The sequence below is a fragment of the Salmonella sp. SAL4457 genome, from assembly GCF_046548235.1.
GTDB classification, from domain to species: Bacteria; Pseudomonadota; Gammaproteobacteria; order Enterobacterales; family Enterobacteriaceae; genus Salmonella; species Salmonella enterica.
Genome location: NZ_JBGDZO010000001.1, coordinates 1,016,031 through 1,041,843, shown reverse-complemented (window position 1 = coordinate 1,041,843; position 25,813 = coordinate 1,016,031). Strand labels below are relative to the sequence as shown.

22 protein-coding genes and 1 pseudogene are annotated in these 25,813 nt (G+C 50.9%); 15 read left to right on the top strand and 8 right to left on the bottom strand.

The window, feature by feature from the left end; genetic code table 11:
• Positions 1-211 precede the first annotated feature (211 nt).
• Complete coding sequence (locus ACLJNW_RS05335) at positions 212-1,498, bottom strand: YeaH/YhbH family protein (protein WP_000219714.1); 1,287 nt, start codon at positions 1,496-1,498, stop codon at positions 212-214.
• A gap of 122 nt (positions 1,499-1,620) precedes the next feature.
• Entirely contained in the window at positions 1,621-3,555 is a 1,935-nt protein-coding gene (gene yeaG / locus ACLJNW_RS05330; RefSeq protein ID WP_001518010.1) for a protein kinase YeaG, read from the bottom strand.
• Positions 3,556-3,981: 426 nt separating this feature from the next.
• Here yeaG and ACLJNW_RS05325 point away from each other — a divergent pair, with 426 nt between their 5' ends.
• The 3 genes from ACLJNW_RS05325 to ACLJNW_RS05315 all read left to right on the top strand — a co-directional run bounded on the left by ACLJNW_RS05325 (position 3,982) and on the right by ACLJNW_RS05315 (position 7,168).
• The gene (locus tag ACLJNW_RS05325) at positions 3,982-4,728 is read left to right on the top strand and encodes a MipA/OmpV family protein (protein WP_023204095.1); all 747 of its coding nucleotides are present in this window, start codon (positions 3,982-3,984) and stop codon (positions 4,726-4,728) included.
• A 289-nt stretch (positions 4,729-5,017) separates the two neighbouring features.
• Positions 5,018-6,214, top strand: a complete 1,197-nt coding sequence (locus ACLJNW_RS05320; RefSeq protein WP_001624394.1) for an anaerobic sulfatase maturase — start codon at positions 5,018-5,020, stop codon at positions 6,212-6,214.
• Between the two features lie 96 nt (positions 6,215-6,310).
• Positions 6,311-7,168, top strand: a complete 858-nt coding sequence (locus ACLJNW_RS05315; protein WP_021294184.1) for an aldo/keto reductase — start codon at positions 6,311-6,313, stop codon at positions 7,166-7,168.
• 98 nt (positions 7,169-7,266) lie between these two features.
• On the opposite strand, the gene ACLJNW_RS05310 is transcribed toward ACLJNW_RS05315, so the two are convergent.
• Positions 7,267-8,151 carry a D-hexose-6-phosphate mutarotase gene (locus ACLJNW_RS05310; RefSeq protein ID WP_023204094.1) on the bottom strand — a complete coding sequence of 295 codons (885 nt, stop codon included), beginning with the start codon at positions 8,149-8,151 and terminating at the stop codon, positions 7,267-7,269.
• A gap of 333 nt (positions 8,152-8,484) precedes the next feature.
• Positions 8,485-9,480, bottom strand: coding sequence for a glyceraldehyde-3-phosphate dehydrogenase (gene gapA / locus ACLJNW_RS05305; protein WP_000153505.1), 996 nt, complete (start codon positions 9,478-9,480; stop codon positions 8,485-8,487).
• Positions 9,481-9,821: 341 nt separating this feature from the next.
• Between gapA and msrB the strand changes: the two genes are divergently transcribed.
• Positions 9,822-10,235, top strand: coding sequence for a peptide-methionine (R)-S-oxide reductase MsrB (gene msrB / locus ACLJNW_RS05300; RefSeq protein ID WP_001519539.1), 414 nt, complete (start codon positions 9,822-9,824; stop codon positions 10,233-10,235).
• 41 nt (positions 10,236-10,276) lie between these two features.
• The gene (locus tag ACLJNW_RS05295; RefSeq protein ID WP_001046864.1) at positions 10,277-10,555 is read left to right on the top strand and encodes a YeaC family protein; all 279 of its coding nucleotides are present in this window, start codon (positions 10,277-10,279) and stop codon (positions 10,553-10,555) included.
• Positions 10,556-10,730: 175 nt separating this feature from the next.
• Here ACLJNW_RS05295 and ACLJNW_RS05290 read toward each other — a convergent pair.
• Positions 10,731-11,152 (bottom strand): annotated as a pseudogene (locus tag ACLJNW_RS05290) (glycosyl hydrolase family 18 protein); the annotation flags it as partial.
• A gap of 295 nt (positions 11,153-11,447) precedes the next feature.
• Here ACLJNW_RS05290 and ACLJNW_RS05285 point away from each other — a divergent pair.
• From ACLJNW_RS05285 to ACLJNW_RS05250, 8 genes are all read left to right on the top strand, one after another.
• Positions 11,448-12,524 (top strand): zinc-binding dehydrogenase, encoded by a 1,077-nt coding sequence (locus tag ACLJNW_RS05285; protein ID WP_000645180.1) that lies wholly within the window; start codon positions 11,448-11,450, stop codon positions 12,522-12,524.
• Positions 12,525-12,550: 26 nt separating this feature from the next.
• Complete coding sequence (locus ACLJNW_RS05280; protein ID WP_000435326.1) at positions 12,551-13,930, top strand: MFS transporter; 1,380 nt, start codon at positions 12,551-12,553, stop codon at positions 13,928-13,930.
• 10 nt (positions 13,931-13,940) lie between these two features.
• The gene (locus ACLJNW_RS05275) at positions 13,941-14,984 is read left to right on the top strand and encodes an NAD(P)-dependent alcohol dehydrogenase (protein ID WP_001624385.1); all 1,044 of its coding nucleotides are present in this window, start codon (positions 13,941-13,943) and stop codon (positions 14,982-14,984) included.
• Between the two features lie 21 nt (positions 14,985-15,005).
• Complete coding sequence (locus ACLJNW_RS05270) at positions 15,006-15,842, top strand: ketose-bisphosphate aldolase (protein WP_024154530.1); 837 nt, start codon at positions 15,006-15,008, stop codon at positions 15,840-15,842.
• Between the two features lie 4 nt (positions 15,843-15,846).
• Positions 15,847-16,794 carry a sugar kinase gene (locus tag ACLJNW_RS05265; protein WP_000343332.1) on the top strand — a complete coding sequence of 316 codons (948 nt, stop codon included), beginning with the start codon at positions 15,847-15,849 and terminating at the stop codon, positions 16,792-16,794.
• A gap of 9 nt (positions 16,795-16,803) precedes the next feature.
• Positions 16,804-17,787, top strand: coding sequence for an aldo/keto reductase (locus tag ACLJNW_RS05260; protein ID WP_000782142.1), 984 nt, complete (start codon positions 16,804-16,806; stop codon positions 17,785-17,787).
• A gap of 129 nt (positions 17,788-17,916) precedes the next feature.
• Positions 17,917-18,675, top strand: a complete 759-nt coding sequence (locus ACLJNW_RS05255; RefSeq protein WP_000719104.1) for a DeoR/GlpR family DNA-binding transcription regulator — start codon at positions 17,917-17,919, stop codon at positions 18,673-18,675.
• A gap of 135 nt (positions 18,676-18,810) precedes the next feature.
• Positions 18,811-20,169 (top strand): MFS transporter, encoded by a 1,359-nt coding sequence (locus tag ACLJNW_RS05250; RefSeq protein WP_000389924.1) that lies wholly within the window; start codon positions 18,811-18,813, stop codon positions 20,167-20,169.
• A gap of 102 nt (positions 20,170-20,271) precedes the next feature.
• On the opposite strand, the gene pncA is transcribed toward ACLJNW_RS05250, so the two are convergent.
• From pncA to sppA, 3 genes are all read right to left on the bottom strand, one after another.
• Positions 20,272-20,928, bottom strand: a complete 657-nt coding sequence (pncA, locus tag ACLJNW_RS05245) for a bifunctional nicotinamidase/pyrazinamidase (RefSeq protein WP_024154529.1) — start codon at positions 20,926-20,928, stop codon at positions 20,272-20,274.
• 26 nt (positions 20,929-20,954) lie between these two features.
• Positions 20,955-21,971: an asparaginase gene (gene ansA / locus ACLJNW_RS05240; protein WP_224475876.1), complete on the bottom strand. Its 1,017-nt coding sequence runs from the start codon at positions 21,969-21,971 to the stop codon at positions 20,955-20,957.
• Positions 21,972-22,066: 95 nt separating this feature from the next.
• Positions 22,067-23,923: a signal peptide peptidase SppA gene (sppA, locus tag ACLJNW_RS05235; RefSeq protein ID WP_024154528.1), complete on the bottom strand. Its 1,857-nt coding sequence runs from the start codon at positions 23,921-23,923 to the stop codon at positions 22,067-22,069.
• A 173-nt stretch (positions 23,924-24,096) separates the two neighbouring features.
• Between sppA and ACLJNW_RS05230 the strand changes: the two genes are divergently transcribed.
• Together ACLJNW_RS05230 and selD are read left to right on the top strand one after the other, a co-directional pair.
• Positions 24,097-24,648 carry an NAD(P)H nitroreductase gene (locus ACLJNW_RS05230; protein ID WP_000339313.1) on the top strand — a complete coding sequence of 184 codons (552 nt, stop codon included), beginning with the start codon at positions 24,097-24,099 and terminating at the stop codon, positions 24,646-24,648.
• Between the two features lie 117 nt (positions 24,649-24,765).
• Positions 24,766-25,809 carry a selenide, water dikinase SelD gene (gene selD / locus ACLJNW_RS05225; RefSeq protein ID WP_024154527.1) on the top strand — a complete coding sequence of 348 codons (1,044 nt, stop codon included), beginning with the start codon at positions 24,766-24,768 and terminating at the stop codon, positions 25,807-25,809.
• Positions 25,810-25,813 lie beyond the last annotated feature (4 nt).

Sequence of the window (25,813 nt, the reverse complement as noted above, 5' to 3'; positions counted from 1 at the left end):
AAGCTGCAAAACCTGATTCTCTGCAATTCCCGCCACCTTCTGGTGAGCATTGCTGGCATTAATAAATCCATAGGCTTTCAGTGGTAAGTAAGAGCATGTAGGGTAAATCCAGTCAGTTGATATACAGGTTTACGGCTATTGTAATGGCAATATGTATAATCGCCTTGTTAGTGATAAATCAGCCCGTGACGCATTACGGGCTGATTTAGGTTTATGCACTTTGATTGGCGCTCTGTTTCTGAAACAATTCGCGGAATACCGGATAAATATCCTCCTGATCGCGAATATGCTGCATGGCGAAGTTATCGAACGTCGCCTGCAGATGTTCATACTCGCGCCATAAGGTCTGGTGGGCGCGGCGGGTAATCTCGATATAGCTGTAATAGCGCACTACCGGCAGCAGCTTTTTCGCCAGAATCTCATGGCACAGCGGTGAATCGTCGGCCCAGTTATCACCGTCTGACGCTTGCGCCGCATAGATGTTCCACTGACCGGGGTCGTAGCGCTCTTTAACTACTTCATCCATGAGTTTAAGCGCGCTGGAGACAATCGTCCCCCCGGTCTCTTGCGAATAAAAGAACTCATGTTCGTCCACTTCCTTCGCCTGGGTATGGTGGCGGATATAAACCACTTCTACGTTCTTATATGTTCGGCTCAAAAACAGATAGAGCAGAATGTAAAAACGCTTGGCCATATCTTTGGTTGCCTGGTCCATCGAACCCGAGACGTCCATCAGACAGAACATCACCGCCTGGCTGGAGGGCTCAGGCCGTTTTTCATAATTTTTATAGCGTAAATCAAAGGTGTCGATAAACGGCACTCGCTCGATTTTAGCCCGTAGTTCGGCAATCTCCCGACGTAATCGCTCCTCTTCAAGCAGTTGCGCTGGTTCGCTGTGGCTGATGGTCTCCAGTTCCGTTTCCAGCGCGTGCAGTTCGCGGCGTTTTCCTGCCGTCATTGCTGTACGGCGCGCCAGAGAGTTTTGTAGCGAACGTACCACGCTGATATTGGCCGGTACGCCGTTTGAGGTGAAACCGGCGCGGTGAGTTTTATACTCGTTAAGCTGGCGATGCTGGTTTTTCTTCAGATTAGGCAGCGCTAAATCTTCAAAGAGCAGATCCAGATATTCATCTTTTGAAATCTGAAAAACAAACTCATCCTGGCCTTCGCCGTCCTGGCTGGCCTGACCTTGACCGCTGCCGGAACCGCCGCCGCCACCGCCTTGCGGACGCTCAATGCGATCATTCTGGATAAAGTGATCGTTACCCGGATGGACGCGATGGCGCAGACCGCCGCGCCCCTGATGAAACATCGGTTCGCTAATATCATCGGTTGGAATAGAGACGGACTCTCCGCTGTCGACATCGGTCACAGAGCGTTTATTAATCGCTTCGGAAATTGACTGCTTAATTTGTGCTTTATAACGGCGCAAAAAGCGCTGGCGATTCACCGTGCTTTTATTTTTGCCGTTAAGACGTCGGTCTATGAACCAGGTCATATGCCCCCCGTACTGCCAACTGAGCGCCTGTTCTGTCAGTGCCGGATAGCGCTAATGCTTAGCCAGTCTACAGAACATTACTTTGTAGGCCCGGTAAGCGCAAGCGCCACCGGGCATTAACATCACGACGATTTACGCACGCGCAGGTACCACTCGCACAGCAAACGAACCTGCTTACGGGTATACCCTTTCTCCATCATCCGATCGACAAAGTCGTCATGCTTTTTCTGCTCGTCAGTCGACGTTTTGGCGTTAAAAGAAATGACCGGCAACAGCTCTTCAGTATTGGAGAACATTTTTTTCTCAATCACCGTGCGCAGCTTCTCGTAACTGGTCCAGTTTGGATTACGGCCGCTATTGTTGGCTCTGGCGCGCAGGACAAAGTTTACTATCTCATTACGGAAATCTTTCGGGTTACTGATACCCGCTGGTTTTTCAATTTTTTCCAGTTCGGCGTTCAGCGACTCGCGATCGAACAGTTGACCGGTATCCGGGTCGCGATACTCCTGATCCTGAATCCAGAAATCCGCATAAGTCACGTAACGATCAAAAATGTTCTGCCCGTACTCAGAATAAGATTCGAGATAGGCCGTCTGGATCTCCTTGCCGATAAATTCGGCGTATTTCGGGATCAGGTAGCCTTTCAGGAACTCCAGATAACGCTCAGCTTGCTCCTGCGGGAACTGCTCGCGCTCGATTTGTTGTTCCAGAACGTAGAACAGATGTACCGGGTTTGCCGCCACTTCCGCATGGTCGAAGTTGAATACGCGGGAGAGGATCTTAAAGGCGAATCGGGTGGAGAGACCGTTCATCCCTTCGTCCACACCCGCATAGTCGCGATACTCCTGGTACGATTTAGCTTTGGGGTCGGTATCTTTCAGGCTTTCACCGTCATAAACGCGCATTTTCGAGTAAATACTGGAATTTTCCGGCTCTTTCAGGCGGGAAAGAATCGAGAAGCGCGAAAGCGTTTCCAACGTGCCCGGCGCGCAGGGCGCATGAGCCAGCTCGCTATGATTAAGTAGTTTCTCGTAGATTTTGATCTCTTCGGAGATTCGCAGGCAATAAGGCACCTTCACAATATAGACACGGTCGAGGAACGCTTCGTTATTTTTATTGTTACGGAAAGTCACCCATTCAGATTCGTTTGAGTGGGCAAGTATGATGCCATTAAAGGGCAGGGCGGAAATACCTTCCGTGCCATTGTAGTTACCTTCCTGAGTTGCGGTCAGCAAGGGGTGCAGCACCTTAATAGGCGCTTTAAACATCTCGACGAACTCCATGATCCCCTGGTTAGCGCGGCACAGCGCGCCAGAGTAACCATACGCATCCGGATCGTTCTGGGCGTGATGTTCGAGTTTACGAATATCCACCTTGCCGACCAGCGCCGAAATATCCTGGTTGTTTTCATCGCCGGGTTCCGTTTTGGCGATGGCAATCTGCTCCAGAATGGAGGGCCAGACTTTCACCACGCGGAATTTAGTAATATCGCCGCCAAACTCATGCAGGCGTTTGGCCGCCCACGGGGACATAATCGTACCTAGATAGCGGCGCGGAATACCGTACTCTTTTTCCAGAATCTGCGCGTCTTCCTGCGGATTAAACAGGCATAATGGATGATCGTTGACCGGACTACGCTCGCCGTTGGCGCTTAAAACATAAATTGGCACGCGCTGCATTAGCGATTTCAGCCGTTCAGCGAGCGATGATTTGCCACCCCCCACAGGTCCCAGCAAATAGAGAATTTGCTTCTTCTCTTCCAGCCCTTGCGCCGCATGTTTCAGATAAGAGACAATCTGTTCAATCGCGTCTTCCATGCCGTAAAACTCTTCAAACGCAGGATAGCGAGCAATAACCCGGTTGGAGAAGAGTCGGGAAAGTCGGGGTTCCTGGGCAGTGTCGACCATATTAGGCTCGCCGATAGCCATTAATAGCCGCTCTGCCGCGTTGGCATAAGCACTGCGATCTTGCCGACAAATGGTAAGAAAATCCTGCAGTGTGAACTCTTCGTCCTTGGCAGCTTCGTAACGCTGGCGATAGTGATCGAATATATTCATGATATGCCATCCTTTCGTTTTTTCGCACATGTTAAGAGCCGTTCATATGAATAGTAGAGGCTCCCGGAAGAGGTAGACTGAACGCCGTCTCTGCTAAGGAAAAAAAAGCAACTCTCATGCCATTTTATTGGTCAGAAGATCAACGTGTCCGGTGATACACCTTCTTAACATTAAGCGTAGATGGCATTTGCAAAACTTGCCTGTACGCGTCAGTGGATTTCGATGACATATCAATAACTCATCAGGTAGAAAAGGCTGGTGGATATCAGAAAAAGCGTTCCCGGTCACATAACGATCATCAGCCGATCATCTGAAAATAATCGATGATGGTGATATTAAACGGTTACATTGTGTAAAATAGTTGGGCTTACAGGTATTGGCGGTTACACTTTTGCCGCAGAACATTTGAATAAGGAATTATGGATTGTGACCAAACTTAAACTTCTGGCTCTTGGCGTGTTTATTGCAACATCCGCCAGCGTCGCGCACGCTGAAAGCAACCTGACGTTGGGCGCAGGCGTTGGTGTGGTTGAACACCCTTATAAAGATTACGATAGCGATGTTTATCCGATACCGGTCATCGCTTATGAAAACGAAAACTTCTGGTTCCGTGGTCTGGGCGGCGGGTACTACTTGTGGAATGACAATGCCGATAAGTTGTCAATCATGGCATACTGGTCCCCGATGTACTTCAAACCGGGCGACAGCGATGACCATCAGTTGCGTCGTCTGGACAGGCGTAAAAGTACTATGATGGCGGGCGTTTCTTACGCGCATCACACCCAGTATGGATTCCTGCGTACCTCACTGGCAGGGGATACGTTGGATAACAGTAACGGTATTGTCTGGGATCTGGCCTGGCTGTATCGGTATACCAATGGCGGGCTGACCTTAACGCCAGGTATCGGGGTTGAATGGAATAGCGAGAACCAGAACGATTACTATTACGGCGTATCACGTAAAGAATCTTCGCGTAGCGGCCTGCGCGGCTATAACCCGAACGATAGCTGGAACCCGTATCTTGAACTTAGCGCTAACTATAATTTCGCCGGTAACTGGAGCGTATATGGTACTGCGCGCTACACCCGCCTGTCGGATGAAATTACCGACAGCCCGATGGTGGATAAATCCTGGACCGGTATCCTTTCTACTGGCGTGACCTATAGATTCTGATTGATTGAATTTGCCGGAAAAACCATGACAAAGCCTGCGTTATGCAGGCTTTGTGCTAACTGAAACGCGAACATGGCGGCTTGCATAAATGCGCTGTTGACCGGGGATGGCGCAGCCTTACGTGATTTATACTTTGTTACATCAATTTAAAAAACTAGCCTTTTATATGAAAAATCCAGGTGATTACAACTGCGCTAACAATTAGCGTAATAATTGTTGCAATGCTGGCTGATATCGCCCTGTCACGTCCCGCTTATGCTATACCCATTCTTCACAGCGAGTAAGACGAATGAGCATAGTATTCAATACCGTAGCCAAGCCCAGCGGCAGTCTGTGTAACTTATCCTGCAAGTACTGTTTCTATCTTGATAAACCCCGGGGCCAGCGCGTCATGTCTGACGATGTGCTGGAGACGTATATCCGTCGGGTAATTGATGATACGCCATCCTCAGAGGTCTCGTTTTGTTGGCAGGGGGGAGAGCCAACGCTATGCGGTCTTTCTTTTTATCAAAAAGTGGTGTGCTTGCAGCAACGCTATGCCAACGGCAAAACTATTTACAACAGTCTGCAAACCAATGGCGTATTAATCAATGAAGAGTGGGCGGCTTTCTTTGCGCAGCACCAGTTCCTGATTGGTATATCGATTGATGGGCCGCAAGTCGTTCATGATAATTACCGGAGAACGCCGTCAGGGCGGGCGTCTTTTTCCCGAGTCGTTAATGCTATCCGCCTTCTGCAGGCAAATGATGTCGAGTTCAACACGCTCACTGTCGTGAATGATGCGTCATGCCGTCATGGCAACGCTATTTATCATTTTTTGACGCAGGAACTGGAAAGTAAACACCTGCAATTTATTCCCATTGTTGAGCCGCTCGCGCAAAAAGCGCAGCGTTCTTTGACGTTATCTGACAATGAGGATTCGCCTTCGCTGATGCCCTTTTCCGTTACGCCTGAAGGGTGGGGCGCCTTTATGTGCGATGTTTTTGATCAATGGATACGTCACGATGTCGGACACATATTCGTACAGCTTTTTGACAACTTACTTGGCGTCTGGATGGGGGAGCCCGCCACGCTTTGTACGATGCAGTCGACCTGCGGGCAAAGTTTGCTGGTGGAGCAGAATGGCGACGTGTTTAGCTGTGACCATTTTGTTTTTCCCGCCTATAAACTGGGCAATCTGCAGCAACACTCTTTAGAAGAAATGGCGGCCTCTCCTTTTCAGCAGCAGTTTGGCGCGGCTAAAGCAAACCTTTCCTCACGCTGCCAGAACTGTACGTGGCGCTTTGCCTGTCACGGCGGTTGTCCGAAACATCGAATTTGTATGGACGGCGGCGAACGGCAAAATTATCTCTGTAAAGGATATCTGGAGTTCTTTCAACATGTGACGCCCTATATGAATGTGATGCGTCAATTATTACTGAATCAGCGACCCGCCGCGCATATTACCCGCATCGTCGACATGATTGCGGATGACGTTCGTCAGTGACAAGAAAATCGCCCCCTTGCGCGGTATGATGCCGGACATTACCGTAGGGTCTAAGAGTCCTGTATTGTTTTACCGTCGAGTGACATTGAAAAGGAAATGAAATCAGTGAAAAACGTAACGTTTTGCGGGCAGGTGACGCTTCCTGCCATCGGACAGGGAACATGGTATATGGGCGAGCGCGCGGATCAACGTCAGCGCGAGGTTTCGGCGCTGCGCGCGGGGCTGGATTTGGGGTTACGCCTTATTGATACGGCGGAAATGTATGCCGACGGCGGGGCGGAAAAGGTCGTGGGCGAGGCGCTGGCAGGGCGACGCGATGAGGCATTTCTGGTGTCAAAAGTGTACCCGTGGAACGCTGGCGGCCAGAAGATAGTTGCCGCCTGTGAGGAAAGCCTGCGTCGTCTGAAAACAGATTATCTCGATCTCTATCTATTGCACTGGGCCGGAAACTTTTCATTCGAAGAGACCGTTGAAGGTATGGAGCGGCTAATCGCGCAGGGGAAAATTCGCCGTTGGGGAGTCTCTAATCTTGATTATGACGATATGCAGGCGCTGTGGCGCATCCCCGGGGGACAGCAATGCGCGACAAATCAGGTGCTCTATCATCTGGCGTCACGCGGTATTGAGTATGATTTATTGCCGTGGTGTCAACAACAGCGAATGCCAGTGATGGCCTATAGCCCGCTGGCGCAGGCTGGCCGGTTACGTAGCGGTTTACTGAATCATCCGGTGGTGAATGAAATTGCGCAAGCGCATAACGCAACGGCGGCGCAAATCTTACTGACGTGGGTGATTGCGCATCCGGGCGTGATGGCGATCCCGAAAGCCGGAAGTACAGAACACGTGAAGCAAAATGCGGCGGCGCTTGAGATCGCCTTGTCAGCAAACGAACTTGCCTTACTGGACAACGCCTGGCCTGCGCCAAAGGGGAAAACCGCGTTGGATATGGTGTGACGCCGGATAAAATGTGTAAGCGCCGCCATCCGGCAGGTCATGCCTGATGGCGGCTGACGCCTTTCAGATCCTATAGCAACGCCGTTATCCATTCACTTTTAGCGTTTAGCGACGCAGATAGTCTGCGCCAGACGAGAGTGTTTTTCTTCTGTGGCTTGTTGCGGCGCAGTAGCGTAAACCGTTTCAACGCAGACAAACGTTTTATAGCCGTCATCCGGCATGTCGCCCATGCTGACGGACAACGCCGGGCCAGGGTTCCAGCCTACGACGTTAAGGTGATGGTGGTGGACCACATCAATCGTGCGGTTTAATGTCGCATCGTGGATCACGCTACATGCTTCAGGATTGAGGTAAACGCGATCGGTACGGTCCGGAAAGGTTTGTATACCGTCGGTCAGGACACCTTCTTTAGCGTCGTTAACTTTATCAATAAACCGATCGCCGAGTCCGCTGACCTTAACGTTGGCGATGTCGCCAACGTTAAAATAGCTGTGGAGCGCGGATGTGGTTGCAAACTCGCCATGCGCTTCCAGTTCAATTTCACAGGTTTTGCCCACTTTAAAACGTGCCAGCAGCGTGAAATCGTGCGGCCAGTATTTCCGGGTGGCCTCACTGCTTTGCAGCTCAAATGTCAGCATTACGCCATTATCATCTTCATTATGCGCTTTTAGCGCCCACGGTAGATTACGCGCAAAGCCGTGTGACGGCAGACCCTGTTGAGCCGCAGGTCCAAACCAGGGCCAGCAGATCGGTACGCCGCCGCGTAGCGCCACGCCGGTTTTGAAAGGCGTATTATTACTGAGCCACAATACCTCTTCCTCGCCAATGGGTTTCCAGGAGAGAAGGTGCGCGCCCTGTAATGCAAAAGAGGCTTTAACCTGCGGATGGTCAACGACGATCAGATCCAGGTCATCAAGCTGACGACGGGAAAGGACAGGGGTAAGCTGTTCGATAACCGGGAGGGCAAAAATTTTATTAATCATTACGCAATCCTCTTAACCCTAAATAATTCGAGTTGCATGACAAGGCGCTTGTGCCTTGACCAGTGCTTGCGCTGGCCCGTAGAGGCGAGGCCGCAGGCCGAGTAACGCGGCAAGTGACGACAAATTCATCGGGAACGAATTTGAACAACCGTAGGTAACCTTCGGCCAGGGACATGGACATCCCTGATTCATCCCGATAAGTTCGACTTCCGTCAGTGATTCGGGTGAGAAAGCATAGCCAACACACCTGCAACTTGAAGTATGACGGGTATATCTTTAAGCAAAAAAAAGAGCGACCTGAGTCGCTCTTACCAATGACTGTGTCATCTCAACTTATTTGGAGATGTGAGCAATCAGGTCCAGTACTTTGTTGGAGTAACCGGTTTCGTTATCGTACCAGGAGACCAGTTTCACGAAGTTGTCGTTCAGCGCGATGCCTGCTTTAGCATCGAACACGGAAGTGCATACTTCGCCGTTGAAATCGGTAGATACAACGTCGTCTTCGGTGTAACCCAGAACGCCTTTCATTTCGCCTTCGGCAGCAGCTTTAACAGCAGCTTTGATCTGCTCGTAGGTAGCCGCTTTTTCCAGACGAACGGTCAGGTCAACAACGGATACGTTCGGAGTCGGAACGCGGAACGCCATACCAGTCAGTTTGCCATTCAGTTCCGGCAGTACTTTACCTACCGCTTTAGCAGCGCCAGTAGAGGACGGGATGATGTTCTGAGATGCGCCGCGGCCGCCGCGCCAGTCTTTGTGAGACGGGCCGTCAACGGTTTTCTGGGTTGCGGTAGTCGCGTGAACAGTAGTCATCAGACCTTCGATGATGCCGAAGTTGTCGTTGATAACTTTAGCCAGCGGCGCCAGGCAGTTGGTGGTGCAGGAAGCGTTGGAAACGATGTCCTGGCCTTCGTATTTGTCAAAGTTAGCGCCTTTAACAAACATTGGGGTGTTGTCTTTAGACGGACCCGTCAGAACCACTTTTTTCGCGCCAGCGGTGATGTGTTTACGCGCGGTTTCGTCAGTCAGGAAGATACCGGTAGCTTCAGCCACTACGTCAACACCAACTTCGTCCCATTTCAGGTTAGCCGGATCGCGTTCAGCGGTAACACGGATTTTTTTACCGTTAACGATCAGATGACCGTCTTTCACTTCAACAGTACCGTCGAAACGGCCGTGAGTGGAGTCATATTTCAGCATGTATGCCATGTACTCTGCGTCTAACAGGTCGTTGATTGCAACGATCTCGATGTCAGAACGTTTCTGAGCAGCACGGAAAACAATGCGACCGATACGGCCAAAACCGTTGATACCTACTTTGATAGTCATATATTCCACCAGCTATTTGTTAGTGAATAAAAGGTTGCCTGTAAAATTACAAAAACCTTACGCAGCGTCAAGCGGAATCGTGTCAATCATTGCGACAAATCAATCCTCTGCACAACCTTTGCGCGGCTGATTCGCCTCACTCTTCCTTTCGGCTTGAAACCACATGGGGGCGCCGCCCCGAATTTTAAAGGGCAACCGAGATAATAATGTGACATCAGTCACGATTCGTGAGCCGCCATTTCGCAATGATCAAGTTTAGAACAAAAGTTGGTACTGAGGTGTTAATGTTTTGTTAGAATCGGTCAGGCAATGTGAGCACGTTTAAAGTGAGATGTGAGCAAATGGCTAACCAACCTTCAGCAGAAGAACTCAAGAAAAAATTGTCCGAAATGCAATTCTATGTGACGCAGGATCGTGGCACAGAACCGCCATTTACCGGACGCCTGCTACATAATAAACGCGATGGGGTTTATCACTGCCTGGTCTGTGATACGCCGCTTTTTCACTCCCACACCAAATACGATTCAGGTTGCGGCTGGCCTAGCTTTTACCAGCCTGTCAGCGAAGAGGCGATTCGTTACATAGACGATTTTTCTCATGGAATGCAGCGTGTCGAAATTCGTTGCGGTAACTGCGATGCGCATCTCGGACACGTTTTCCCGGACGGGCCGCAGCCAACCGGTGAGCGCTATTGCGTTAACTCGGCCTCGCTGGCCTTTTCTGACGAGAAAAACGGCGATCAACTGAAAGGCTGAAAAAACGATTCAGCAAATTATTCCACAGGAGCGGACACATCATGAATCTTGATGAGATCATTAACAGCATGACGCCGGAAGTGTATCAACGTTTATCCACCGCCGTTGAGCTGGGTAAGTGGCCGGATGGCGTGGCGTTGACGCCGGAACAGAAAGAAAACAGCCTGCAACTGGTGATGCTATGGCAGGCGCGGCACAATACCGAAGCGCAACATATGACGATCGATACTCACGGTCAGATGGTGATGAAAAGCAAGCAGCAGCTCAAAGCGGATTTCGGTATTACGTCAAAGCCGATTGCGACATTGAAAATGCAGTAACGGCAGCCGGATAAGAGGTAGCCGCCATCCGGCGGTTTCATTGCCAATGCGTTGTGCTTACCGGGCCTGCTCATTGCTGCCAGGCACAGGCCCGCCATATTTTTACCCATTAACGCTTAATGTACATCGAGTCCGCCAACTGTTTCGCTAACTGATTATTGTCATCGGCGGCCTATTCCCAGAACTTGCGCCAGCCAGCCCGCGCTTTTTAATCTGGTCCGCGTTGATCGCCACCGAGCGCGGATTTTCATAAGGGAGGGCAAACAGCGCTTTCCCCCGGCAGACTTCACTGACAGCAGCAGGCCAGGCGTTTGAGTCATACGGATTGGCGTTGAAATACTGCGTGCCGTAGGCCATGTCGTAAGTCATCAAATTGATAAAGTCGAGCTACGGGGCTATAGCTTTCACGTCCAGCCAGCTTTTCGGACTTTCCGCATTCGCGCCGACGGCGAGGGTGACCCGTTTTTGGGGCCTATTAGCTGACGAAGCGCTTTTAAATGCGACGTTAAACGAATATTCCCAGTCAAGATCGATCCCATCGAGACCATATTTGTCGACAATCTTCTGCGCCGGTTTAATAAACACCGCGCGGGCTTCTTTAACGATCCTCTTCGACATCTAAAACAGAAACACGCCACAGAATGGAGTGACGAAAAAATAACCGCAGCAGATTAGCGTCTTCATCCATGGAAACCTGCGCAGGCGTTCACGCCGTCTTTCGCGATACGGCTTCCATCTTTTTGGTTTTATCGCCGTTTGTTTCGTTGAGTTTGTGATCTTGGTTGGTAAATACAGATCATTATCTGTGTTTTAAAGATTTATCGTTGACCTTAAAGATTTTATGGTTAAGTATGATGAGCATTGATGCACACCAAACACAAAGGAAGATGCAATGAAAGCACTGGCGAGATTTGGCAAGGCCTTTGGCGGCTACAAAATGATTGATGTCCCGGAGCCGGTATGCGGTCCGGAAGACGTGATTATCGAAATCAAAGCGGCGGCGATCTGCGGCGCGGATATGAAGCACTATAACGTTGACAGCGGGTCCGACGAATTTAACTCCGTTCGCGGTCATGAATTCGCCGGACGTATCGCGCGGGTGGGCGAAAAAGTGAAAGACTGGAAAGTCGGCCAGCGCGTGGTTTCTGACAACAGCGGACACGTTTGCGGCGTTTGCCCTGCCTGTGAACAAGGCGATTTTCTGTGTTGTGCAGAAAAAGTGAATCTGGGTCTGGATAACAACACCTGGGGCGGTGGATTTTCCAAATACTGCCTGGTTCCGGGAGAAATCCTGAAAATCCATCGCCATGCCCTGTGGGAGATCCCGGAAGGCGTGGATTACGAGGAAGCCGCAGTACTGGACCCTATCTGCAACGCCTATAAATCTATCGCCCAGCAATCCAAATTTTTACCCGGCCAGGACGTGGTAGTCATCGGCACCGGTCCGTTAGGTCTGTTTTCGGTCCAAATGGCCCGCATTATGGGGGCGGTAAATATCGTGGTGGTTGGCCTGGATGAGGATGTTCCTGTCCGTTTCCCTGTGGCCAAAGAACTCGGCGCGACGGCGTTTGTTAACGGCTCCACGGAAGATGTCGTCGCACGCTGCCGGGAGATTTGCGGTAAAGACAACCTCGGTCTGGTGATCGAATGCTCCGGTGCCAACATTGCGCTTAAACAGGCCATCGACATGCTACGGCCAAATGGTGAAGTGGTTCGCGTCGGTATGGGATTTAAGCCGCTCGATTTCTCCATTAACGACATTACTTCCTGGAACAAAAGCATCATTGGGCATATGGCCTATGACTCCACATCCTGGCGCAATGCGATTCGCCTGCTTGCCAGCGGCGCTATCAAAGTAAAACCAATGATCACCCATCGTATCGGTCTTTCTCAGTGGCGCGAAGGGTTTGACGCAATGGTCGATAAGACAGCCATTAAAGTGATCATGACCTACGACTTTGATGAATAACCCTTCTGCTAAAGGAACGTTATCGCATGGAACAGATAACAAAACCGCACTGCGGCGCCCGGCTGGATCGCCTGCCAGATTGCCGCTGGCATTCATCAATGTTTGCCGTCGTCGCCTTTGGTCTGCTTGTTTGCTGGAGTAATGCCGTCGGCGGATTAATTCTTGCCCAGCTTAAGGAGTTAGGCTGGACCGATAATTCCACGACAGCCACCTTTTCCGCCATTACTACGGCGGGGATGTTTCTCGGCGCGCTGGTGGGCGGCATTATCGGCGATAAAACCGGACGCAGGAACGCCTTTATTCTTTATGAAGCGATTCACATTGCCTCGATGGTCGTGGGCGCATTTTCACCGAATATGATGTTCCTGATTGCCTGTCGTTTTGTGATGGGCGTGGGATTAGGGGCACTACTGGTCACGCTGTTCGCTGGTTTTACCGAATATATGCCGGGCAGAAATCGCGGCACCTGGTCGAGTCGTGTTTCGTTTATTGGCAATTGGTCATATCCATTGTGTTCCCTGATTGCAATGGGGCTGACGCCGCTAATTAGCGCGGAATGGAACTGGCGCGTGCAGTTACTGATCCCGGCTGTGCTGTCGCTGATTGCTACCGCGCTTGCCTGGCGATACTTCCCTGAATCTCCCCGCTGGCTGGAATCGCGCGGGCGTTATCAGGAAGCCGAAAAGGTTATGCAGGCCATTGAAGCAGGCATCGAACGTCAGACAGGAAAACCGCTGCCGCCGGTTGTTATTGAAAGCAGCGGCAAGCCGCCGCGTTCCGTGCCGTATTCAGCGTTGCTCACTGGCGTATTACTGAAACGCGTTATTTTGGGTTCCTGCGTGCTGATTGCCATGAACGTTGTGCAATACACGTTAATTAACTGGCTGCCCACCATCTTTATGACACAGGGCATCAACCTCAAAGATTCGATCGTTTTAAATACCATGAGTATGTTCGGCGCACCGTTTGGCATATTTATCGCTATGCTGGTAATGGATAAAATTCCGCGCAAAACCATGGGTGTCGGTTTATTAATTCTGATTGCCGTGCTGGGATATATTTATTCGCTGCAAACCAGCATGTTGCTCATCACCTTAATTGGCTTTTTCCTGATTACCTTTGTCTATATGTATGTCTGTTATGCCTCGGCGGTCTATGTGCCGGAGATCTGGCCAACAGAAGCGAAACTTCGCGGTTCCGGCCTGGCGAACGCTGTCGGCAGAATCAGCGGTATCGCTGCCCCCTATGCGGTGGCGGTATTACTCAACGGTTATGGCGTGACGGGCGTTTTCGTCCTGCTGGGCGCTGTCTCGATTATCGTCGCCGTCGCAATAGCGACTATCGGAATCGAGACCAAGGGTGTTTCGGTCGAAAGTCTGGGCATTGATAAGGTCACGAGTAAATAAAGGAATAAAAATGAAAAATTCAAAAGCGATATTAAAAACGCCGGGCACCATGAAAATTATCGCAGCGGATATTCCGGTGCCAAAAGATAACGAGGTGCTGATCAAAGTGGAATATGTCGGTATTTGCGGTTCAGATGTTCACGGTTTTGAATCCGGGCCATTCATTCCGCCGAAGGATCCAAATCAGGAAATTGGCCTGGGGCATGAGTGTGCCGGAACGGTCATTGCGGTCGGCAATCGGGTAAGCAAATTTAAGCCAGGCGATCGGGTTAATATCGAGCCGGGCGTGCCGTGCGGCCACTGCCGCTATTGTCTGGAAGGAAAATACAATATTTGTCCGGATGTTGATTTTATGGCGACGCAGCCGAATTATCGCGGGGCCTTAACGCACTATCTGTGCCATCCGGAAAGTTTTACGTACAAGCTTCCGGACAATATGGACACTATGGAAGGTGCGCTGGTGGAACCTGCTGCTGTTGGAATGCACGCGGCAATGCTGGCGGATGTTAAACCGGGTAAGAAAATCGTCATTCTCGGCGCGGGCTGCATTGGTTTAATGACCCTGCAAGCGTGTAAGTGTCTGGGGGCGACCAATATCGCGGTAGTGGATGTGTTGGAAAAACGGCTGGCAATGGCTGAACGACTGGGAGCGACAACCGTTATCAATGGGGCGAAAGAAGATACTGTCGCGCGCTGCCAGCAGTTCACCGACGATATGGGCGCCGATATTGTGTTTGAAACCGCTGGTTCCGCCGTCACTACTCAGCAAGCGCCGTATCTGGTCATGCGCGGCGGGAAGATCATGATTGTCGGCACTGTCGCGGGAGATTCAGCGATTAATTTCCTCAAAATTAACCGTGAAGTCTCCATCCAGACGGTATTCCGCTATGCCAACCGCTATCCGGTGACTATTGATGCCATCTCCTCCGGGCGTTTCGATGTGAAATCAATGGTGACGCATATTTACGATTACAAAGACGTGCAACGTGCATTTGAAGAATCGGTGAATAACAAACGCGACATTATTAAAGGCGTTATTAAAGTTTGCGATTAATAAAAAACGGGAGAAACAGCGATGTTGGCAGATATAAAATATTGGGAAAATGATGCACAAAATGAACATTACGCGATTGCGCACTTTAACGTGTGGAATGCGGAAATGTTGATGGGAGTGATTGATGCGGCGGAAGAGGCAAATTCGCCGGTTATTATCTCCTTTGGTACCGGATTTGTGGGCAATACTTCATTTGAAGACTTCTCTCATATGATGGTTTCCATGGCTAAAAAAGCCTCTGTGCCGGTAATTACCCACTGGGATCATGGACGTAGCATGGACATTATCCATAATGCCTGGGCGCACGGCATGAACTCGCTGATGCGTGACGCTTCATCCTTTGATTTTGAAGAAAATATTCGCCTGACCAAAGAAGCCGTTGATTTCTTTCATCCGCTGGGTATTCCGGTAGAGGCGGAGTTAGGGCACGTAGGGAACGAAACGGTGTATGAAGAGGCGTTGGCGGGGTATCACTATACCGACCCGGATCAGGCGGCGGAATTTGTAGCGCGCACCGGTTGTGACTCGCTGGCGGTCGCCATTGGCAACCAGCATGGCGTGTACACCTCTGAACCAAAACTGAATTTTGAGGTCGTGGAGCGCGTGCGCCAGGCAGTTTCCGTACCGCTAGTGTTACACGGCGCTTCCGGTATTAGCGACGCGGATATCAAAAAAGCCATTTCGCTGGGCATCTCGAAAATCAATATCCACACCGAACTGTGTCAGGCCGCGATGGTAGCTGTAAAAGAGAATCAGGATCAGCCGTTCCTGCATCTGGAACGCGAAGTACGCAAAGCGGTAAAAGCCCGTGCACTGGAAAAAATCAAACTGTTTGGTTCAGATGGTAAAGCGGAATGATGATATGGACGAAATCGAAGTTCTTTGCATAGGGGCGGCCATTGTCGACATTCCTTTGCAACCGGTTAGTAAAAATATCTTTGATGTCGATTCGTATCCATTAGAACGAATTGCCATGACCACAGGGGGAGATGCGATTAATGAAGCCACGATTATTTCGCGTCTCGGGCATCGCACTGCGCTAATGAGTCGCGTTGGCGACGATGCGGCAGGATATTTTATTCTCGACCACTGTCGGAAGGAGAATATCGATATTCAGAGCCTGAAGCAGGATGCTGATATTGATACCTCAATTAATGTTGGGCTGGTGACTGATGATGGTGAGCGCACCTTTGTCACTAACCGTAACGGCAGTCTGTGGAAGCTAAATATTAACGATGTCGATTTTGACCGTTTTTCTCAGGTCAGGCTGTTATCACTGGCAAGTATCTTTAACAGCCCGCTGCTGGATGGCAAAGCATTAACGGCTATTTTTACGCAGGCGAAAGCGCATCAACTGGTTATCTGCGCTGACATGATCAAACCGCGGCTGAATGAAACTCTGGACGATATTCGCGAAGCGCTAAGTTTTGTCGATTATCTGTTTCCTAATATTGATGAAGCCAAAAAGCTGACCGGGAAAGAGACGCTGGATGATATTGCCGATTGTTTTTTGCAATGTGGCGTAAAAACGGTGGTGATTAAAACTGGCAAGAAAGGCTGCTTTATCAAAAGCGCCGATATAAAAATGGAGGTGCCTGCGGTGGCAGGCATTACCGCCATCGACACTATTGGCGCCGGCGATAATTTTGCATCGGGATTTATCGCCGCGCTGCTGGAGGGAAAAACGCTGCGTGAATGCGCACGGTTCGCCAATGCGACGGCCGCGATATCGGTACTCAGCGTGGGCGCCACAACGGGCGTGAAAAACAGAATGCTAGTGGAACAACTCCTGAATGAATACGAAGGGTAATAGCGGCAGATGAAAATGATACCTTTAGGTAATACAGATATAGCGCTTTCCCGTATGGGACTCGGCACCTGGGCTATCGGCGGCGGTCCGGCATGGAATGGCAACCTCGATATGCAGGTTTGCATCGATACTATCGTTGAGGCGCACCGTTGCGGTATTAACCTGATTGATACGGCGCCGGGCTATAACTTTGGCAATAGCGAAGTGATTGTCGGCCAGGCGCTGAAAAAATTACCGCGTAACGAGATGGTGGTGGAGACCAAATGCGGGATCGTCTGGGAGCGGGAAGGGAGCCTGTTCAATAAAGTCGGCGATCGCCAGCTTTATAAAAATCTTTCTCCGGACTCTATTCGTAAAGAAGTTGATGCCAGTCTCCAGCGACTAGGGATTGATTATATCGATATCTATATGACCCACTGGCAGTCGGTACCGCCGTTTTTTACGCCGATTGCGGAAACCGTTGGCGTGCTCAATGAGCTGAAAGCAGAGGGGAAAATCCGTTCTATCGGGGCGGCGAATGTAGATGTCAGCCATATCCGCGAATACCTTAAACATGGCGAGCTGGACATCATACAGGCGAAATACAGCATTCTTGACCGGGCGCTGGAAACGGAGCTGCTGCCGCTATGCCGCGAGCACGGCATCGTGGTACAGGTTTATTCGCCACTGGAGCAGGGATTGTTAACCGGCACCATTACCCGTGACTATGTTCCCGGCGGGGCGCGCGCGAATAAACTCTGGTTCCAGCGTGAGAATATGTTGCGGGTTATTGATATGCTGGAGCAATGGCAGCCACTGTGCGACAAATATCATTGCGCCGTCCCGACGCTGGCGCTGGCGTGGATATTGCGACAAAGCGAACTGATTTCAATACTGAGCGGCGCCACGTCGCCGGAGCAGGTACGAGAGAATATCGCTGCGCTGTCCATCACCTTAACGGATGACGATGCGTTATTGATGAGACAAATGGCGGAAGCGCTGGACAATCCATAAGCAATACATTACACCTCTTTTTTGGCGAAATACAGATAAAATCTGTTATTCAAACGGCTTATTTTGAAAGTAAACATAGTCTGTGAGATACTCAACGTTTATCATGACGTCGAAAACAGAGGTGTAATCGTGGCGGCGAAAGACAGGATTCAGGCGATCAAACAAATGGTCGCTAATGATAAAAAAGTAACAGTCTCTAACTTGAGTTCAATTTTTCAGGTAACCGAAGAGACAATTCGACGCGATCTGGAAAAACTCGAAGATGAAGGCTTTTTGACTCGAACTTATGGCGGTGCGGTATTAAATTCGGCGGTGCTGGCTGACAATATCCATTTTTATAAGCGTGCAAAATCGTTCTATGAAGAGAAGCAAATTATAGCCCGTAATACGCTTCCGTTTATTAAAAACAAAACAACGATGGCCGCCGACTCCAGCAGTACGGTAATGGAATTGCTAAAACTGCTGAAAGACCGAAACGATCTTACTTTGTTAACTAATTCAGCGGAAGCTTTCCATGAACTGGCGCAATCGGACATTAATCTTGTTTCTACGGGCGGTGAGTTAAATAAAAATACGCTATCGCTGCAGGGGCGTATCACTAAAGAAATAATCAGCCGTTATCATGTTGATATTATGGTAATGAGTTGTAAAGGGCTGGATATGGCGAGCGGGGCGCTTGATTCTAACGAGGCGGAAGCTGAAATCAAAAAAACGATGATTCGCCAGGCCACAGAGGTGGCGTTATTGGTGGACCATTCAAAATTTGATCGCAAAGCGTTCGTGCGGTTGGTCGATTTTAGTCATATCCATTACCTGATAACGAATAAAACGCCAGGTGATGAATGGATCGCATTTTGCGATAAAAATAATATCCAGCTTGTCTATTAATCGATAGATTATCCTTGCCTGGATTGTTTTCGCCTGGACTATGCCAAAAAAAACGGCAGATGATAGCAAGTGCGGCAAATACCCCTTTGCCGCGAGACAATAATTTATTATTTTGCTGCGTTAGAGGCCATCCAGATGGAAGACAATGATCATATCGGCGCCAGACTAGACCGCTTACCTTTATCCCGGTTTCATTTTCGTATTTTTGGAATAATTAGTTTTGGCCTGCTATTAACGGGGTTTTTGAGTTACTCAGGAAATGTGGTTCTGGCCAAATTGATAAACAATGGCTGGTCGAATAATTATCTTAATGCCGCGTTCACATCGGCACTGATGCTTGGCTATTTTATTGGTTCGCTTACCGGCGGTTTTATTGGGGATTACCTGGGGCGTCGAAAAGCGTTTCGCATTAATTTGTTGCTTGTGGGCATCTCCGCAACGGCTGCCGCATTTGTTCCCAACATGTACTGGCTGATTTTCTTTCGTTGTCTGATGGGGACAGGCATGGGAGCATTGATTATGGTTGGGTATGCTTCTTTTACCGAGTTTATCCCTCCCATTGTACGAGGAAAATGGTCCGCGCGTCTCTCTTTTGTAGGGAACTGGTCACCGATGCTGTCTGCGGGAATTGGCGTAGTGGTCATTGCGTTTTTAAGCTGGCGGATGATGTTTCTTCTTGGTGGGATAGGGATGCTGCTGGCGTGGTCTCTTTCGGGGAAGTACTTTATCGAATCGCCCAGGTGGTTAGCAGGTAAAGGGCGGCAACGCGAGGCTGAACAGCAGCTTCTCATGATTGAATCGCAAATAGAAAAAGAAAAAAGTATTGTTTTGCCGCCGCATCAGGAAAGCAATAAATCCACGGAATCGCGCTTTGAAAACGGTACATTCTGGCTCTTATTCAAAGGACAAATGTTGCGGCGCACGTTAGTGGCGATCACTGTATTGATTGCGATGAACATTTCGCTTTATACCATTACGGTATGGATCCCGACAATTTTTGTTAATTCAGGAATTGATGTTACAAAATCCATTTTCATGACCGCCATCATTATGATTGGCGCGCCGGTGGGCATATTTATCGCCGCGCTCATTATTGATCATTTCCCCAGACGGTTATTTGGTTCGCTGTTGCTTATCGTTATTGCGGTAGTAGGATATTTTTACTCAATACAGACTGAGGAATGGGCCATTCTGGTTTATGGACTAGTCATGATTTCCTTTCTGTATATGTACGTCTGCTTCGCCTCGGCGGTTTACGTTCCCGAATTATGGCCTACGCACCTTAGACTACGTGGATCGGGTTTTGTGAATGCGGTAGGGCGGATCGTCGCTGTCTTTACCCCCTACGGCGTGGCGGTTTTATTGACCCGCTATGGATCTGTCACCGTTTTTGTTGTGCTGGGTATGCTGCTGGCGGCGTGCGCGCTGATATTATTTTGTTTTGGCATTGAAACGAGAAGAGTTTCGTTAGAAGCGCTCTCCAGCCTGCGTTGAGCTTTGCCTGGTAGCGGCGCTGACGTGACGTATCCGGCCCAAAGATCTATGCAATGGTCTCACCGTTGCGTGATGTATTGACCGGATACGATACCTGCTCCGCTACCTGGCGACAGCCTGGCCCTGCGTCTCTTCCCTGTCTGCCAGCGTATACAGCGTCGCGCCTGCCGCCGCCATCTCCATAAACGCGTGTGCGCTATCCTGCGGGTGAATATTCACGCCGCGACAGCCATCGGTGATAACGTTAACGGCATAGCCCAACTCTAGCGCATCCAGCACCGTAAATTTTACGCAGTAATCGGTCGCCAACCCCATCACGATAAGCTCGGTAACGTCATGCTCGCGAAGCCAGGTATCAAGGGTAGTTTTCTGCCGATGTTCGTTGTCAAAAAACGCGCTGTAGCTATCAATCAGCGGGTTTTCACCCTTATAGATACAGGCGTCAATCGCATGTTGGTTAAGCAGGGGATGTAACGCCGCACCGTCGGTATGTTGAACGCAGTGATCCGGCCAGAGCGTTTGCGGCAGCCCGTCCAGCTTTCCCTGACTATAGGGTTCCGCCTGATGCTGGCTGGCGAAGCTGCCATGCTGCGCGGGATGCCAGTCCTGGCTGGCCAGCACCGGAATCTGCCGGGGCTGGCACCAGTCAATAAGAGCGTTGGCGATGTCGATGGTGCTGTCGCCTTCCGCTACAGCCAGCGCGCCGCCGGCGCAAAAGTCATTTTGCAAGTCGACCAGTAATAAGGCCCGGTTTGTCATTATCTTCTCCTTGTCGTCGGGATTTTTTAATCATCCGGCGTCAATTCACCACGCAAGTTTTGCGCCATCGCGCTACGAATCGCCTGAGTGTCCAGACCCTGGCTTAACAAATAATGCAGTTTGGTTAAGGTGGCTTCGACGGTCATATCGGCACCGCCAATCACGCCAGCGTGCGCCAGCGCATTACCGGTAGCGTACCCGCCCATATTGACTCGCCCTGACATGCATTGCGTCAGGTTAACCACCACGATGCCGCGCGAACTGGCCTCTTTCAGCTCCTGTAAAAACGCTTTATTTTGCGGCGCGTTGCCTACGCCATAAGAGCGCAGAATCAGCGCTTTTACCGGCTGATGCAGAAAGTTACGTACTACCTCGGCGGAAATCCCCGGATAAATCGTCACTACGCCTATCGGCTGCGGCGTAATAGGGTGAACGATTAATTCACCAGAACCGTAGGGCGCGGGAGGCGTATTTAAACGGCGAATGTGAATTCCTGCTTCCAGCAAGGGCGGCAGATTGGGAGAGGCAAAAGCGTCAAACCCATCCGCATGGGCTTTGGTCGTGCGATTACCGCGGAACAGACGATTATTAAAAAACAGCGTTACTTCATTAATAGGGTAGTTGGCGGCGACATAAAGCGCATTCAGCAAATTAATTTGCCCGTCGGAGCGCAGCTCAGCCAGCGGAATTTGTGACCCTGTCACAATAACCGGTTTACCCAGATTTTCCAGCATGAAAGAGAGCGCCGATGCGGTAAACGCCATCGTGTCGGTGCCGTGCAGAATAACAAAACCGTCATACTCATCGTAGTGCGCTTTGATATCTGCAGCGATATGCTGCCAGTCTTCCGGCGTCATATCTGATGAATCCATCAGCGGGGCATATTCATGGATGGTAAAATCCGGCATCTCCGGGCGGTGGAATTCCGGCATCAGCGCCAGCTGCCGCTGAAGGTGCCCGGACACCGGGATATACCCTTTATCTGAGCGCTGCATACCGATAGTACCGCCGGTATAGGCAACGTAAATTGATTTCTTTTGCATGATAATGTTCAGTCGTGTCGCGAAGGACGTATTAATGATTATCGGATGGCGGCTATGAGCAGACGCCGCCATCCGGTATGGCTATTGATGAAGCATTAGCGAACGTTCGCGCAAGTCAAACAGAACGCATAACGGTTTTGCGGATCGTTAAATGCCGCCAGTTTATCCCCCTCGGCCTTCACCGTGTTGGCGGCGGAAACGAGCGGCGCCGGGAGCATCGCCTGAATGGTCTCCGGCAGCATGGCGCGTACTGATCCGGTCATACTGTCCATGACCATATCAAGGACCGTCGGTTCGTCCTGATAGTAATCAAGATGCCACTGTTTCAGTTTCGCCAGCTCCGCCGCTTTGGCGACGGCGTCGTCAAAGTCGCCGAGACTGTCCACCAGACCATTGGCTTTCGCGTCTTCTCCGGTCCAGACATGGCCTTGCGCGATTTTATCAATCTGCTCCGGCGTACGCTTACGCGCGTCTGCCACCAGTGTGATAAAGCGTTTGTAGCCGTACTCAATACTGAGTTGCATCATCTGCTGCACTTCCGGTGACAGCGCTTTGGTCATCGAAATATCCGCCAGCGGCGAGGTGGAAACGCCGTCGCTGTGTACGCCAATCGACGACAGGCTGTTTTCTACCGTATTGATGACGCCGAAGATGCCAATTGAACCCGTCAGCGTGCTGGGGCTGGCCACGATATAGTTTGCCGGCGTAGAGATCCAGTAACCGCCGGAGGCCGCTATGCCGCCCATTGAGACCACCACCGGTTTGCCAGCCGCTCTTGCCGCCGCCAGTTCGGCACGGATAACTTCGGAGGCGTTGACGCTACCGCCTGGGCTATTGACGCGCAGCACAATCGCTTTCACTTTAGGATCAAGGCGTGCGTCGCGGATCTGCGATGCCGTAGTGTCGCCGCCGACATTCCCTGGCGTTTCTTCGCCATCCATAATCGCGCCATTGGCGAAAATAACCGCAATAGTACCGCCGGTATCCGCAGGCGTTTTCAGCGAATAATCGTAATAGCTGATCGCGCGATAGTTATTTTCGGTTTTGCTCCAGCCAAACTGCTTCGTCAGCGCTTTTTCAACATCTGCGCTGGAGGCGAGGGCGTCCACCAGTTTATGGTCGAGCGCATATTTGGCGGTGTCGCCGCCCACGCTGGTTAACCCGTCGATAATAGCCTGCGCGCCGGGGAAGAGTTGTTGCGGCGAAATCTGGCGATTGGCGGAAACGGTATGCAGGTAGTTCTGCCACAGTTCGCCTATCCAGCGGCTGTCGGCCTCGCGGGCGGCGGGCGACATATCGTCGCGGATAAACGGCTCGACGGCGGATTTATAGGTGCCGACCCGGAAAACGTGGGTAGAGACTTTCAGTTTATCCAGCAGCGTTTTGTAGTACAGGCCATTCGTAGCGAAGCCGTGAAGATCTACCTGACCCTGTGGGGAAAGCCAAATTTTATTAGCGAAACTGGCGAGATAATACTGACCCTGGCTGTAGTTTTCACCCACGGCGAAAACCGGTTTGCCGCTGTCGCGGAATTCGCGCAGCGCTTTACCGATATAGCGCATTGATGGTTGATCGGCGCCGGTGAAGTTTTTCAGATCCAGAACGATACCCGTGATGTTACGGTCATCTTTCGCCTGACGAATAGCGTTGACGATGTCAAACAGGGAGTTTTCCTGCAGACGGTCGGAGCTGGCGCCAAATAACTGGCGACCCAGCGCGCCCAGACGATGATTGGTGGACGGTTTATCCACAATGACGCCGGAAATATCCAGCAGCAGAGCGCCGCGCGCGGTTTGCTCACTGTTGTTGCCGTTACCGATCTGCATCCAGATCCCAACGCCCACTAGGACCAGAAAAATAAAGAACAGGTTGAGTACCATTTCACGGACGAAGTTCAACACTCGCCACGTCCATTTAAAAAATCCGGCAATAAATCGCCACAGGGTTCGCATGTATTCTCCCTATCTGAGTAACAACGCTTATACCTTGGTGAGGATAAAGCATTAAGATGTGGCTATCGTAATGACCCATCAGGCAGTTGTCAGCAGGAATCACTGCCTGCGCTGTAACAAAATCCGCTCCCGTGTTAATTTTGTGAATAAATATCATTGCTGGAGTTAATCAAATGGATGCACTAGAACTGCTGGTCAACCGTCGTAGCGCCTCTCGTCTCGCAGAACCGGCGCCTGTCGGAGAGCAATTACAGAACATTCTGCGGGCGGGAATGCGTGTTCCCGATCATAAATCTCTACAGCCGTGGCGTTTTTTTGTGATTGAAGGAGAGGGGCGCGACCGCTTCAGCGCCGTGCTTGAACAAGGCGCTGTCGCTGCCGGGGGCGATGAGAAAGCGATCGAAAAAGCGCGTAATGCGCCGTTTCGCGCACCGCTGATCATTACCGTGGTGGCGAAATGCGAAGAAAACCATAAGGTTCCGGTGTGGGAACAGGAGATGTCTGCCGGATGCGCGGTGATGGCGATGCAAATGGCGGCGATTGCGCAAGGGTTTAATGGTATCTGGCGTAGCGGCGCATTAACGGAGAGCGCTATCGTGCGGGAAGCCTTTGAGTGCCGCCCGCAGGATAAAATTGTTGGTTTTCTCTATCTCGGCACGCCGCAGCTCAAAGCGTCAACGACGATCAGTACCCCCGACCCCACGCCGTTTGTGCGTTATTTCTGACGCTGAGGGATAAAACTGTCTGGATTCTGAGCAAAGGCGCGGTAATTCAGACAGTGATACTTACCACATCAGGGAATGAGCGCTACCATAGCGCGAATGCAATGACAGGAGATGTCCATGAGCGAGCAAGCCATTCGTTTAACGCAATACAGCCACGGCGCTGGTTGCGGTTGTAAAATTTCCCCTAAAGTGCTGGAGACTATCCTGCATAGCGAGCAGGCGAAGTTCGTCGACCCGAATCTGCTGGTGGGTAATGAAACCCGCGATGATGCGGCGGTTTACGATCTGGGTAATGGCACCAGTATCATCAGCACCACCGACTTCTTTATGCCGATAGTCGACAACCCGTTTGATTTTGGCCGCATTGCGGCAACAAACGCCATCAGCGATATTTTTGCGATGGGCGGCAAACCGATTATGGCGATCGCGATCCTTGGCTGGCCGATTAACACCCTGTCGCCCGATATTGCGCGTGAAGTGACCGAGGGGGGGCGCTTTGCCTGCCGTCAGGCCGGTATCGCGCTGGCGGGCGGACACTCTATTGACGCCCCGGAGCCGATCTTTGGTCTCGCGGTCACAGGCGTAGTGCCGACCGAACGGGTGAAGAAAAACAGTACCGCGCAGGCGGGATGCAAACTCTTTCTGACCAAACCGTTGGGGATTGGCGTGTTGACCACCGCCGAGAAAAAATCGCTGCTTAAACCTGAACATCAGGGGCTGGCGACGGAAGTCATGTGTCGGATGAACGTTGCTGGCGCGGCGTTTGCCAATATCGACGGCGTAAAAGCTATGACTGACGTTACCGGTTTTGGCCTGCTGGGGCACCTGAGCGAGATGTGCCAGGGCGCAGGCGTGCAGGCGCTGCTTTGCTATCAGGACATCCCTAAACTGCCGGGCGTGGAAGAGTATATTGCTCTGGGCGCCGTACCGGGCGGCACAGAGCGCAACTTCGCCAGCTATGGTCATCTGATGGGCGACATGTCGCGTGAAGTTCGTAACCTGCTGTGCGATCCGCAAACGTCAGGCGGTCTGTTGTTGGCGGTAACGCCGGACGCCGAAGACGATGTTAAAGCCACCGCGGCGGAATTTGGTATCGATCTGACCGCGATTGGCGAACTGGTCGAGGCCCGCGGCGGTCGCGCTATGGTTGAGATTCGTTAACCTG

Bases quoted from the DNA above. Each gene is read 5' to 3' on its own strand.
- selD (WP_024154527.1), top strand. From the start codon at position 24,766: ATGAGCGAGCAAGCCATTCGTTTAACGCAATACAGCCACGGCGCTGGT.
- msrB (WP_001519539.1), top strand. From the start codon at position 9,822: ATGGCTAACCAACCTTCAGCAGAAGAACTCAAGAAAAAATTGTCCGAA.
- ACLJNW_RS05280 (WP_000435326.1), top strand. From the start codon at position 12,551: ATGGAACAGATAACAAAACCGCACTGCGGCGCCCGGCTGGATCGCCTG.
- ACLJNW_RS05320 (WP_001624394.1), top strand. From the start codon at position 5,018: ATGAGCATAGTATTCAATACCGTAGCCAAGCCCAGCGGCAGTCTGTGT.
- pncA (WP_024154529.1), bottom strand. From the start codon at position 20,928: ATGACAAACCGGGCCTTATTACTGGTCGACTTGCAAAATGACTTTTGC.
- ACLJNW_RS05250 (WP_000389924.1), top strand. From the start codon at position 18,811: ATGGAAGACAATGATCATATCGGCGCCAGACTAGACCGCTTACCTTTA.
- ACLJNW_RS05260 (WP_000782142.1), top strand. From the start codon at position 16,804: ATGAAAATGATACCTTTAGGTAATACAGATATAGCGCTTTCCCGTATG.
- ACLJNW_RS05335 (WP_000219714.1), bottom strand. From the start codon at position 1,498: ATGACCTGGTTCATAGACCGACGTCTTAACGGCAAAAATAAAAGCACG.
- ACLJNW_RS05315 (WP_021294184.1), top strand. From the start codon at position 6,311: ATGAAATCAGTGAAAAACGTAACGTTTTGCGGGCAGGTGACGCTTCCT.
- ansA (WP_224475876.1), bottom strand. From the start codon at position 21,971: ATGCAAAAGAAATCAATTTACGTTGCCTATACCGGCGGTACTATCGGT.
- ACLJNW_RS05270 (WP_024154530.1), top strand. From the start codon at position 15,006: ATGTTGGCAGATATAAAATATTGGGAAAATGATGCACAAAATGAACAT.
- sppA (WP_024154528.1), bottom strand. From the start codon at position 23,923: ATGCGAACCCTGTGGCGATTTATTGCCGGATTTTTTAAATGGACGTGG.
- ACLJNW_RS05310 (WP_023204094.1), bottom strand. From the start codon at position 8,151: ATGATTAATAAAATTTTTGCCCTCCCGGTTATCGAACAGCTTACCCCT.
- ACLJNW_RS05230 (WP_000339313.1), top strand. From the start codon at position 24,097: ATGGATGCACTAGAACTGCTGGTCAACCGTCGTAGCGCCTCTCGTCTC.
- ACLJNW_RS05275 (WP_001624385.1), top strand. From the start codon at position 13,941: ATGAAAAATTCAAAAGCGATATTAAAAACGCCGGGCACCATGAAAATT.
- yeaG (WP_001518010.1), bottom strand. From the start codon at position 3,555: ATGAATATATTCGATCACTATCGCCAGCGTTACGAAGCTGCCAAGGAC.
- gapA (WP_000153505.1), bottom strand. From the start codon at position 9,480: ATGACTATCAAAGTAGGTATCAACGGTTTTGGCCGTATCGGTCGCATT.
- ACLJNW_RS05285 (WP_000645180.1), top strand. From the start codon at position 11,448: ATGAAAGCACTGGCGAGATTTGGCAAGGCCTTTGGCGGCTACAAAATG.
- ACLJNW_RS05265 (WP_000343332.1), top strand. From the start codon at position 15,847: ATGGACGAAATCGAAGTTCTTTGCATAGGGGCGGCCATTGTCGACATT.
- ACLJNW_RS05295 (WP_001046864.1), top strand. From the start codon at position 10,277: ATGAATCTTGATGAGATCATTAACAGCATGACGCCGGAAGTGTATCAA.